Source organism: Desulfovibrio sp. 1188_IL3213 (assembly GCF_036763145.1).
Taxonomy (GTDB): domain Bacteria; phylum Desulfobacterota; class Desulfovibrionia; order Desulfovibrionales; family Desulfovibrionaceae; genus Desulfovibrio.
In genome coordinates, this window is the sequence record NZ_JBAIYR010000047.1 from 1 (window position 1) to 10,471 (window position 10,471).

Consider the following 10,471-nt stretch of genomic DNA (forward strand, 5'->3'; position numbering starts at 1 on the left):
CCTCCCCGATGCCGGATGCACCTCATACGTCGCGTACGCCGGATGGGGCGGATGGGGCGGATGGGGCGGATGGGCCGGATAGGCCGGATGCGGGCCATGCCTCGCCGTCTGACGAAAAGCGCTGCTCGCCAAGCATTGAGGCCAGCCACCTCACCAAAAAGTTCGGAGATTTTACCGCTGCCGATGACATCAGCTTCAGCGTGATGCCCGGCGAGATATTCGGCCTGCTCGGCCCTAATGGAGCAGGAAAATCAACAACGTTCCGCATGCTTTGCGGCCTTTCGCGTCCCACATCGGGGCAGTGCTCAGTCGCCGGTATGGACCTGCTCACCGCAGGCAGCGAAGCCCGCGCGCGGCTGGGGTATATGGCGCAAAAGTTTTCGCTGTACCCCGATATTCCGGTTGTGGAAAACATCAAGATTTTTGCCGAACTGTATGGCCTGAGCCGCCAGCGGCGCGAGGAACTTTTGCCTGTCCTGTCCGGCGCGCTGGAATTGCAGGATTTTCTGCATAGCCGCACGGGCGATCTGCCTTTGGGGCAAAAACAGCGGCTGGCCCTTTTGTGCGCCACCCTGCACGAGCCGCCCGTGCTGTTTCTGGACGAACCCACATCCGGCGTGGACGCGCGTACCCGACGCGATTTCTGGAAGCATATTTCAGCTATAACCACCGCCGGGGCCGCCGTGCTTGTCACCACGCACTTTATGGAAGAAGCTGAATACTGTGACCGCATAGCCCTCATCTATCGGGGGGCAATGATACGTATGGGAACGCCTGACGAACTCAAGGCTTCATGCACGTCAGTGGAAGATCCCACTCTGGAGGAAGCCTTTATTGGCAGTATTGAGGAATATGATAAAAACAATCCCCAGTAGCAACGCATGACGTTGTGTAACGCTCAGTAATATAATACAAATTTTCTGAACGCCTGTTCCGCGCCTGTGACATGTTATGAAAACAAACCTCTGGCTTCAGCAACTGCTGGCTCTCATCCGCAAGGAATTTCAGCAGATCGTGCGCGATCCCTCCTCTTACCTGGTGGCCGGGGTATTGCCGCTGATTTTTCTGCTGCTTTTTGGCTACGGCATTACTCTGGATGCGGGCGTGCTGCGTCTTGCCGTGCTTAATGAGAGCGGCGGCAGACATTCGCTGGATCTGGCGGCAAATTTTGCGCATTCGCCGTGGTTTTCAACCGTTGGCGCCGGAAGCATGGATGAGGCCGCCCGCCTTATGCGGGATTCGAGCGTACAGGGAGTGCTGGTTTTCCGGCAGGATTTTGATGCGGCGCTGGACCGCGGAACGGCAGGGGATCTGCAGGTCCTTGTGGACGGGGCCGAACCCAATACGGCCCAGTATATCCAGAGCTACAGCCAGGGGCTTGTAAGCAGATGGCAGGCCACGGCCCTGCCGGGCGGGGAGGCGCTGCAGGCTCCCATAACCCTGCAAACGCGCTTTTGGTACAATCCGGCAGCAAAAAGTGTGCAGTTTCTTGTGCCGGGGGCCATTACGGTCATCATGACACTTATCGGCACGTTGCTGACGTCTCTGGTTTTTGCCCGTGAGTGGGAGCGAGGCACTATGGAAGCCATGTTTGCCACGCCGGTAAGCCGCATGCAGCTTTTGCTCGGCAAGCTTATTCCCTATTTCTGCATGGGCATGTTCAGTATGGCCCTTTGCGCCGGGGCGGCGGTGCTGCTTTTTGCCGTGCCGTTTCGTGGTTCCTGGTGGGTTTTGCTGGTTATCTCTTCTGTTTTTATGCTCAGCGCTCTTGGGCAGGGCTTGCTTATTTCCGTCACCCTGCGCGGACAGCTTGTGGCCGCCGAGGCCGGGCTGTTTTCAGGCTTTTTGCCCGCTTTGCTGCTGTCGGGTTTTGTTTTTGATATTAACAGTATGCCTCCTGTCCTTCAGGCTCTTACACGGCTGCTGCCCGCCAGCTATTTCAACACCTGTTTGCGAACGATATTCCTGACCGGCGACGTATGGGAGATCTTCGTCCCGAGCCTGGCATTTATGGGCCTGCTGGCCGCTGTGCTGCTGGGCCTGGTCTACAAAAATCTTGTAAAAAGGCTGGACATCTAGAATGGCGCGGCGCTTCACAGGCTTTCATGCGGCCAGTAAAATGGCGGCAGGGGGGATGTCCCGGCTGAGCGCGTTTTTTCCGCGTCTTAACTGGCGGCGCATGGCGACCATTGTGCGCAAGGAATTGCTGGTACTTTTGTGCAACCGCATTTCGCGTATCCTTATTATTGTGCCGCCGCTCATGCAGATCGTCATTTTCGGATGGGCCGCCACAATGGAAGTGCGCAACGTGGATGTGGCCGTGCTCAATTATGACAGCGGTCGCTGGAGCCGCGACATCATCCACTCCATAGAAGGCTCACCCACGTTTCGGGGGGTTGCGCATCTAGAGGGGCATGGGCAGATCCGCCCCACGCTTGATCAGCAAAAAGCCCTTTTTATCCTCGTGTTTGACGAAGAATTTTCACGCCGTATCGAAAAGGGCGAACCGGCGGAGGCGCAGGTCATTCTGGACGGGCGGCGCTCCAATGCGGCGCAGATCGCGGCCTATTATCTGGAGCGCATGACGGCACAGGTGGCGGCGGCCACGCCGCGTGCGCAGCCTGTGCAAGGCATGGCGGCCCCAATCCCGCAACTGGACATACGCATGCGCTGCTGGTTCAACCCCAACCTCGAATTTCAGTGGTTTTTTCTGCCCAACCTTATCGGTATGCTGAGTTTTATGCTGGGGCTGGTGGTGACGGGGCTTTCCGTTGCGCGGGAGCGCGAAGTGGGAACTTTTGACCAGTTGCTGGTTTCTCCTGCCATACCTATGGAAATCGCGCTGGCAAAGCTGGTGCCCGGCTGTCTTGTGGGCATGGTGCACGGGACCATATTTCTGCTTATTTCCGTATTTGGTTTCGGCGTGCCTTTCACCGGCTCGGTACTGCTGCTCTACGTGGCAATGCTTGTATTTGCGGCGGCTTCGGGCGGTGTGGGACTTATGGTGTCTTCACTGTCGGCCACACAGCAGCAGGCATTTCTTGGGGCGTTTACTGTGGGGGTCCCCTGCATTCTCATTTCCGGCGCGGTTACGCCGGTCATGAATATGCCGGTTTTTTTGCAGCACGCCAGCCAGCTCAACCCCTTGCGGCATTTTACAACCATCACGCAGGGGGTTTTTCTGAAGGATATTACTGTGGCGGCCGCTGCGGTAAGTCTGGGCAAGATCACCTGCATCAGCATTGTTACCGTGGGCGTGGCGGTGTGGATGTTCAGGCGCAAGGCCTAGAGCATTTTAACTTTCAAAAAGTGTAAATGCTCTAACGCTGCACGAAAGTGCAGCGCGCCACAATGTGGCGTGGATTCAGCCGAAAATCGCATTTTCCGGCTGAATGAAAACTTTGAAATGTGAAGCATTTCAAAGTTAATCTGCTCTGGCTGCGTGAGCAGGCGTTCGCTACGGAGGCGTAAGCGCAGTTTATCTGCGCGGTTAAACGCCGAAGTGAGCGTGCCTTAAACTTTGAGAATGTATATTCTCAAAGTTAATCTGCTCTAGAGCAATTTCACTTTGAAATTGCTCTGGCTGCGTGAGCAGACGTTCGCTACGGAGGCGTAAGCGCAGTTTATCTGCGCGGTTAAACGCCGAAGTGAGCGTGCCTTAAACTTTGAGAATGTATATTCTCAAAGTTAATCTGCTCTAGGATATGAGTGGATGAGAGGTCTTATGTTTTTTGTCGGGACGCCTGCGCGGCCTCTGCTGCGGGAGCAGGCATTCGTCCACCACGACGTAGGAGCAGCTTCGGCCGTACGCCCTTTTGCGCGGAGGACGGCTGAAGCTGCATATGGTTTGTGGAGTGCGGGTTTACTTATCCACTTCAAAGGCGCTGCAAAGCCGCCCCTATGTTTGCGGGGGATTGCCTCGGGGATGTTCCTCGCCGGGGTGCGGCGTTGCCTGAGACTTGTTTGGGGCAGCAGGAGCGCCGTGCGCTGTGTTGCCGCCCTGACGGTTTTCAGGCACGGGATGGGGCGCGCGCTGCACCCTGCCCACTATGGTGGCTATGACCACGATGGAATAGACATAGGCAATAAAACCCACAAGCACCGCAGCATTTTTGGCTATCCAGGTACTGGGGGTAATATCGCCGTAGCCGATGGTCAATATGGTGACGTAGCTGAAGTAAAAGAGATTGTTGATGGCGTTTTCACCATCGCCCAGACCGTTGAAAGAGCCGGGGTGGGTAAATTCGATGGCCAGAAAAAGGTAAAATCCGCAGTAACCGATAAGCATAAGGCCGCAAACAGCCGCATATACAATGCGTGTTGTAACCATGTGCGCTTTGTAAATCTGTCTGAAAACCTCAAGCATGATGCTGCCGAAAAAGCAGATATAGAGCAGCAGCATTTCAGTAAGAAAGTTGCTGACAAAAAAAATGTTCAATGCCCGGCAAATGAGCAGCAGCACGCCGAAGAGCACTACAAGCCATATAACACGCCGCTTGAATTCAAAAAGCACCAGTCCGGCCAGCAACTGGAAGGGCAGGTAGATGGACTGGGCCACCCCGCCATAGATATTGTTGGGGAAAAAAATGTTGCACACAAAAACGCAGAGCAGCGAAGCCATCAGCAGCTCAAAACGGTGAATATAGAGCTGTGAACGCAGAGAATTCAGTTTTTGCAGCATGGTACCCCTCACTGGAGGCAGATACTACAAATATTGCCCGTGGCGGGCAAGTGGTCTGAAGGGCTTTATGTGGACAGGACGGCGCATGAACCGTAGAGTATTGCCTGTTGTGAGATTTTACGGAAAGTAATGGAGAGTGCCATGCCCCGTTTTTGTCGCCTTTCAGTCACCGGAGCGCTGTTTTTCTTGCTGGCCTTGCTGGTTATGCCGCCCTTGATGGGCAAGGCCCTGGCCGTACCCGTGACTACCAAATATTATAGCGTTGAACTGCCCCCGGATTGGGTGGTGGTTAACGGCCCCGCCAAGGTAAAGGACGCTGTCCAGGTGCTGTTGGGACAGAAAAACCACAAGGCCTCGGCCCTGATCATCGTGGGACCGGCCAAGCCCGGTGAAGCCGAAGCGGCTGCCAAGGCCAATGCGCAAAGGTTGGGCGGCAGCAGCCCCGTGCTGCGCCAGGGCCAGTGGGAATTTACTTTTGAGCAGCAGGGGCTGAAGGGGTATGGCATTGTGCGCGAAGACGCCCCTTCCGGAGTGCTGCTCATGCTTGTGGTCAGCGGCGACCTTGCCATGACCGACTTTGTGTATAAAATGCGGGGACCATACAAGGCGCTTATGCCGCTGAAGCCAACGCTGCCCTAGAGCAATTTAACTTTTAAATTGCTCGGACGGCTGTGTGAGCAGACGTTCGCTACGGAGGCGTAAGCGCAGTTTATCTGCGCGGTTAAACGCCGAAGTGAGCGTGCCTTAAACTTTGAGAATGTATATTCTCAAAGTTAATCTGATCTAAAAGAGTTTTTTAAATATAAAAGCCCGGGAATACTTTTTGTATCCCGGGCTTTTTTGTCCTGCCCTCCCTCTGCCGCCCGCTGCGCAGGCGTCCCAAACGAAGGCAGCCAGAATATGTCAAACGTTAACCGATTTAGACAGTGTCGTCACGAGATGGATTTCCTTGGTATATCAAGGAGAACGAGCCTTTTATGTAAGGAGTGTACTCTTATGGTACTCGACCGGAATAAAAGGCGAAGTTCGACGCAGAGATACCGGGAAAGGCGCTCGTGACGGCACTGTCTAGCGGTTACTGCCCTGACTCCAGAGCCGCTTGGCTTTGAAGCCCTGCGCTCTCAGTGCTTTTGCAAGACGTGCGCTTCAGCGCTTCGCCCCGCCGCCACGGCACTTTCAATATAAAACTGCCCTTAGAGCATTTTTACTTTGAAATTGCTCTGGCGACTGCGTGAGTAAGCGCAATTTATTTGCGCTGTTAAGCGCCGAAGCGAGCGTGCCGTAAATTTTGAGAATGGACATTCTCAAAATTAATCTGCCCTAACGGATGAAGCTGGTGGGCTCCCAGGCCTCGGGCGCGGGCGGATTGATTCCGGCTGCCTTGCCTGCGGCGATACACTTGATGAGCCATGCCATGTTGTTGCCGAGGGTACGCATTATCTGCATGCCTTCTTTGTCCTGCACAACTTCTTCCGCGTTGTTGCCGTGCACTGAATTCCAGTACTGGGAAGACACGAGAGGCATGCGGGCAATGGTGAAGTACTTGTTCAGCCGGTCAAAAGAGGCGCTGGCCCCGCCCCTGCGGCAGCTTACCACGGCTGCGGCCGGTTTGAAGGCATACGCGGCGGACTTCATGTAAAATACGCGGTCCAGCAGAGCGCAAAGGGTGGCGTTGGGCCCGGCGTAGTACACAGGTGAACCTACCACAACGCCGTCGGCCGCGCGCAAAAGGTCGATGCTTTCGTTAACCGGATCGTCCTTGAAGACGCAATAGCCGGTTTCCTTGCATTTTCCACAGGCGATACAGCCGCGTATGGCTTTGGAACCGATCTGGATGATCTGGCTTTCAACGCCGTTTTGTTCCAGTTGCGCGGCCACGGTGGACAGCGCCGTAAAGGTACAGCCCTTGGGGTGCGGGCTGCCGTTAATGAGCAATACTTTCATAAAAACTCCTTTCTTGCGTTCAGGCATACAAATGCTGCCCGGGCAGCAGGTTTTCCAGAAATGTTACAAGGTCTGAAATGTTGTGGCTTCGGCACGCCAGATAGCAGCCGGTATACTGCGCGTGGGTGAGGCTGGTGCGGTAAACGGCATAGCGCCTGTCTGTCGCTGCAAAGGGCAACCCCAAAACCGATCCTACCGCAGGGTGGATGGGCAGCCAGAAGTCTTCAAGGGGATGTACGTAGTCGCGGCGCACATCCTGCGGCAGGCCCCCCAGGCCAAGCAAACACAGCAGGCTGTCTGCCACATGAAAGAGCAGGGTGCGGCCGGGATGGTTCACAGTAATGAAAAGCTGTTCATGGCGCCAGCGTTCGCGCAACAGCGCCGCGCAGTTTATGGGGCTTGCGGCCTGCTTTTGCTCTTCCTTTTGCAGGCTGTCCTCGGCCACGGCCTCCACGTCTCCCATAAGTGCGGGACCTGCGCGCAGGTAGACGTTCAGCGCCTCCTGCGGAGTAAGCCCCTTTTCCAGCAGGGTCTCAAGCAGGCTGTCGCCAAAATTGATGGGCGGGCTGCTGCTCCAGAAGGGCCAGTATCCTTTGAAGAAAAGATTTGGAATTTCAACCGACTGGCAAGACCGGGGCAAGCGGGGCAAAATCTGTTCTGTGGAAATGCTGCCCCATTTGGGGGCCAGGGGCTGATAGAGAAAAAGGGAACATTTTTTCAGGTCGGCTTCGGCAAGATCTTCCTTGGTGTAGTTGATACAGTGCCGGACGGTAAAACGCCGTGCAAAAGCCGGAGAATTTTCCAGCAGAATTCTCAAAGCCTCGCCCTGGCAGTTGGCGTGCAAAAGACAGAGGGCCTGCGGCATGGCGATTTTGGGGCTGCCGGGTGGCCGGGCTAGCGCGTTTCCAGGTAGGTGGCGCTTTGTGCGCCTTTTTCTGACACCGTAACGCTGTACAGGCGCACCTGCCGGGCCTGCGGGTCTTCGTGTTCCGCCAGCAGCGCTTCCATGCCCTGCCAGATATGCCGTGCAAGGTTTTCTGACGAAGGGTTGATACTGTCAAAGGGAGGCGTTTCGTTGAGCAGGCGGTGGTCCAGCGCGTCCAGTACGGCTTTGAGCGCTTTTTTCAGTATCTTGAAATCCAGCAGCATTTCTGTCCGCGGGGCAAGGCGGTTGCCCTCAACCGTCAGTTCCACGGCAAAATTGTGACCGTGCATGCGCTCACACTTGCCTTCATAATGCCGCAGGGCATGCCCGGCGGAAAAGTCGTCGCGCACAGTGAGGCGCCAGAGTTTTTCAGACATCAGGACAGTATCCAGTAGACCACGAAGGCCGATAAAATGACGATGATAATGGCCAGCACGATGCGGGCGTTCTGATTCCACTGAAAGTTGACGCTCTCTTCATCAATATTCGGGTCGCCCGTGGAAGGCGGCGTGAAGATGCGTTGCAGCCAGGAAAAAAAAGACATGCAATACCAGTGTGTTTGGAGTTTTATTCCTGTGAGCCTGTTCTGTCGAGAATAGCAATTGCGTGGAATTTGTCAAAACAAGCCTGGGGGCAGGCCAACTGGGATGTGTTGACGCCAGGTCATCGCCTTGTCATGCTGCCGGGCATGAAATGGCCCAGAATGACAATCCATACTGCGGATGGCCCGGTGTCGGCCATAGCCCCTGTGCTTTTGGCGGTAAGCCGCGCCACGGACATACCGGCTTTTTATATGCCCTGGTTTATGGAGCGGTTGCGGGCGGGCTATGCGCGCTGGGTCAATCCCTTTAACGGGCAGCCGCAGTATGTGTCTTTTGAGCGGGCGCGACTGGCCGTTTTCTGGAGCAAAAATCCCGCTCCGTTGCTCGGCTGCTTGCCCGGCATCAGGGAGTACGGTCTGACGGGCTATCTGCAATATACGCTCAACGATTATGAAAACGAAGGCTGGGAGCCTGGCTTGCCGCCGTTGCGCAAAAGGGTGGAAACGTTTCGCCGTCTGGCGGACAGGCTGGGGCCGGAGCGCATGATCTGGCGCTTTGATCCGCTTCTGTTGGCCGCGGCACACGGACATGACATGCTTACTCCTGCGGTTTTATTGGACAGAATTGCCGTAATAGCCAAGGGCTTGGCCGGATACACGGCAAAGCTGGTTTTCAGCTTTGCCGACATTGCGCCCTACCGCAAGGTGGAGGGCAATTTACGGCGCAACGCTATTGCCTGGCGTGATTTTACGCCGGAAGAAATGCGACAGACAGGCGCGGCCATTGCGGACATCTGCGCAAGTTACGGCATGCGGGCCGCCACATGCGGCGAAAAGGCGGATCTTTCCGCCCAGGGCGTGGCGCATAACCGTTGCACTGACCCGGAGCTTGTGCTGAAGCTTGCCGGACGGCATCCGGATGTACTTGACCTGCTGAATCTTAACGGCGCCGAACAACTGCTTCTGCCGGGGGCATCGGGCGCGGGCGAGCGTTCCTATCCGCGTGATCCGGGCCAGCGCCCGGACTGCCTGTGTGTGCCGTGCAAAGACATCGGGCAGTACAATACCTGTCCGCACGGCTGCGTCTATTGCTACGCCAACACGTCGGAAGCCGTGGCCCGCAGGAACTTTCGTGCGCATGCGCGTGGCGGGGAGTCCATCGTGCCAGCAGGGCCGACCACCGTGCCGACCAAGCGGACAGCGCCAATCGGGCCGGCCGTACCGGCAACGTCAACCAAGATGATCGCACCAACCGCATCGGCCGCACCGACCAAGGCAGACAGCGGTTCATGAACAAAAAGGCGGTGCTGCACTGGGCAGAACCGCCTTTGAATATTCCGGCACGGCATCGCGTTTGAAATGCAGCGCGTCGGTGGAGCAGCCGCAAGCTACATGCCGAGGTATGCGGTGCGCACCTCTTCGCTGCTCAACAGATTGGCGGCGCTGTCGCTCATGACAATGCGGCCGTTTTCCATAACATAGCCGCGGTTGGCGATGCGCAGGGCCTGGTTGGCATTCTGTTCGACCAGGAAGACCGTGGTCCCGGCGGCATTGACCTTCTGGATGATGGAGAAGATCTGCTGGATGATAATGGGCGCAAGGCCCAGGGAAGGTTCATCCAGCAAAAGCAGCTTGGGACGCCCCATGAGGGCGCGGCTGATGGCGAGCATTTGCTGTTCGCCGCCGGAGAGGGTTCCACCTGCCTGCTTGCGGCGTTCGGCCAGGATGGGAAAGAGACTGAACACATAGTCCAGATCGTCTTTGACGGCCTCTTTGTCCTGCCGCAAGAACGCGCCAAGGTCCAGGTTTTCGCGTACACTCAGGTCAGGAAAGATCAGGCGGCCTTCAGGAACCTGAGAAATGCCGAGCGAAACGATCTCATGCGGGGGCAGCTGATGTATGGGTTTGCCGTACCAGAGAATCTCTCCCTGACGCGGGCGGTTGATGCCGCAAACGGTCATGAGCGTCGTGGACTTGCCCGCGCCGTTGGCCCCGATCAGCGTGACAATATCGCCTTCTTCCACCTTGAGAGAAATATCCCGCAGGGCCTGAATATTGCCGTAAAACGTATCGACATTACGCAGCTCAAGCATCGCTTTCTCCCAGGTATGCCTTGATGACGCGCGGGTTGACGCGAATTTCTTCAGGTTTGCCCGTGGCAATGCATGAGCCGTATTCCATAACATAAATGCGGTCTGAAAGAGACATGACCATGCCCATATCGTGCTCGATGAGCAGGATGGAAAGCTGTTGGTTGTCACGAATGGAGCAGACCAGATCCTTGAGCTCGTTGGTTTCCTGCGGGTTCATGCCCGCTGCCGGCTCGTCCAGCAGCAGCATGCGCGGCTCCGTGGCCAGGGCGCGGGCGATCTCAAGCCGC

At 56.3% G+C, this 10,471-nt stretch carries 11 protein-coding genes and 1 pseudogene; 5 read left to right on the top strand and 7 right to left on the bottom strand.

Translation table 11 applies throughout. From position 1 onward, the window contains the following. The 3 genes from V6C16_RS04135 to V6C16_RS04145 all read left to right on the top strand — a co-directional run. Positions 1 to 875, top strand: an 875-nt coding sequence (locus tag V6C16_RS04135; RefSeq protein WP_333542794.1) for an ABC transporter ATP-binding protein, incomplete at its 5' end; no start/stop codon positions are given. Positions 876 to 951: 76 nt separating this feature from the next. Beyond that, positions 952 to 2,079, top strand: a complete 1,128-nt coding sequence (locus tag V6C16_RS04140) for an ABC transporter permease (RefSeq protein ID WP_333536317.1) — start codon at positions 952 to 954, stop codon at positions 2,077 to 2,079. A 55-nt stretch (positions 2,080 to 2,134) separates the two neighbouring features. Then, complete coding sequence (locus V6C16_RS04145) at positions 2,135 to 3,289, top strand: ABC transporter permease (RefSeq protein WP_333542795.1); 1,155 nt, start codon at positions 2,135 to 2,137, stop codon at positions 3,287 to 3,289. Positions 3,290 to 3,898: 609 nt separating this feature from the next. Here the strand turns inward: V6C16_RS04145 and V6C16_RS04150 are convergent. Next, complete coding sequence (locus V6C16_RS04150) at positions 3,899 to 4,681, bottom strand: potassium channel family protein (protein ID WP_333536314.1); 783 nt, start codon at positions 4,679 to 4,681, stop codon at positions 3,899 to 3,901. 141 nt (positions 4,682 to 4,822) lie between these two features. Here V6C16_RS04150 and V6C16_RS04155 point away from each other — a divergent pair, with 141 nt between their 5' ends. After that, complete coding sequence (locus tag V6C16_RS04155) at positions 4,823 to 5,320, top strand: hypothetical protein (RefSeq protein ID WP_333536312.1); 498 nt, start codon at positions 4,823 to 4,825, stop codon at positions 5,318 to 5,320. 681 nt (positions 5,321 to 6,001) lie between these two features. Here the strand turns inward: V6C16_RS04155 and V6C16_RS04160 are convergent. Genes V6C16_RS04160 through V6C16_RS04175 form a run of 4 tightly spaced genes read right to left on the bottom strand, consistent with a single transcriptional unit; the run spans position 6,002 to position 8,094 of the window. Beyond that, positions 6,002 to 6,625: a flavodoxin family protein gene (locus tag V6C16_RS04160; RefSeq protein ID WP_333536311.1), complete on the bottom strand. Its 624-nt coding sequence runs from the start codon at positions 6,623 to 6,625 to the stop codon at positions 6,002 to 6,004. A 19-nt stretch (positions 6,626 to 6,644) separates the two neighbouring features. Further along, positions 6,645 to 7,490, bottom strand: a complete 846-nt coding sequence (locus tag V6C16_RS04165) for a WcbI family polysaccharide biosynthesis putative acetyltransferase (RefSeq protein WP_333536310.1) — start codon at positions 7,488 to 7,490, stop codon at positions 6,645 to 6,647. Positions 7,491 to 7,519: 29 nt separating this feature from the next. Beyond that, positions 7,520 to 7,927: a 6-carboxytetrahydropterin synthase QueD gene (gene queD / locus V6C16_RS04170; RefSeq protein WP_333536309.1), complete on the bottom strand. Its 408-nt coding sequence runs from the start codon at positions 7,925 to 7,927 to the stop codon at positions 7,520 to 7,522. Next, positions 7,927 to 8,094 (bottom strand): hypothetical protein, encoded by a 168-nt coding sequence (locus V6C16_RS04175; RefSeq protein ID WP_333536308.1) that lies wholly within the window; start codon positions 8,092 to 8,094, stop codon positions 7,927 to 7,929. The genes queD and V6C16_RS04175 overlap by 1 nt, the downstream gene beginning before the upstream one ends. Positions 8,095 to 8,253: 159 nt before the next feature. Between V6C16_RS04175 and V6C16_RS04180 the strand changes: the two genes are divergently transcribed. Continuing rightward, positions 8,254 to 9,384: a DUF1848 domain-containing protein gene (locus V6C16_RS04180; protein WP_333542796.1), complete on the top strand. Its 1,131-nt coding sequence runs from the start codon at positions 8,254 to 8,256 to the stop codon at positions 9,382 to 9,384. A gap of 95 nt (positions 9,385 to 9,479) precedes the next feature. Here the strand turns inward: V6C16_RS04180 and V6C16_RS04185 are convergent, their stop codons facing one another. Both V6C16_RS04185 and V6C16_RS04190 read right to left on the bottom strand, forming a co-directional pair. Continuing rightward, entirely contained in the window at positions 9,480 to 10,184 is a 705-nt protein-coding gene (locus V6C16_RS04185; RefSeq protein ID WP_333534869.1) for an ABC transporter ATP-binding protein, read from the bottom strand. Then, a pseudogene (locus V6C16_RS04190) lies at positions 10,177 to 10,471 on the bottom strand (ABC transporter ATP-binding protein); the annotation flags it as partial. The pseudogene V6C16_RS04190 and the gene V6C16_RS04185, both read right to left, overlap by 8 nt.

Coding starts and splice junctions, on each gene's coding strand:
- V6C16_RS04140 (WP_333536317.1), top strand. CDS start 952: ATGAAAACAAACCTCTGGCTTCAGCAACTGCTGGCTCTCATCCGCAAG.
- V6C16_RS04145 (WP_333542795.1), top strand. CDS start 2,135: ATGTCCCGGCTGAGCGCGTTTTTTCCGCGTCTTAACTGGCGGCGCATG.
- V6C16_RS04150 (WP_333536314.1), bottom strand. CDS start 4,681: ATGCTGCAAAAACTGAATTCTCTGCGTTCACAGCTCTATATTCACCGT.
- V6C16_RS04155 (WP_333536312.1), top strand. CDS start 4,823: ATGCCCCGTTTTTGTCGCCTTTCAGTCACCGGAGCGCTGTTTTTCTTG.
- V6C16_RS04160 (WP_333536311.1), bottom strand. CDS start 6,625: ATGAAAGTATTGCTCATTAACGGCAGCCCGCACCCCAAGGGCTGTACC.
- V6C16_RS04165 (WP_333536310.1), bottom strand. CDS start 7,490: ATGCCGCAGGCCCTCTGTCTTTTGCACGCCAACTGCCAGGGCGAGGCT.
- queD (WP_333536309.1), bottom strand. CDS start 7,927: ATGTCTGAAAAACTCTGGCGCCTCACTGTGCGCGACGACTTTTCCGCC.
- V6C16_RS04175 (WP_333536308.1), bottom strand. CDS start 8,094: ATGTCTTTTTTTTCCTGGCTGCAACGCATCTTCACGCCGCCTTCCACG.
- V6C16_RS04180 (WP_333542796.1), top strand. CDS start 8,254: ATGACAATCCATACTGCGGATGGCCCGGTGTCGGCCATAGCCCCTGTG.
- V6C16_RS04185 (WP_333534869.1), bottom strand. CDS start 10,184: ATGCTTGAGCTGCGTAATGTCGATACGTTTTACGGCAATATTCAGGCC.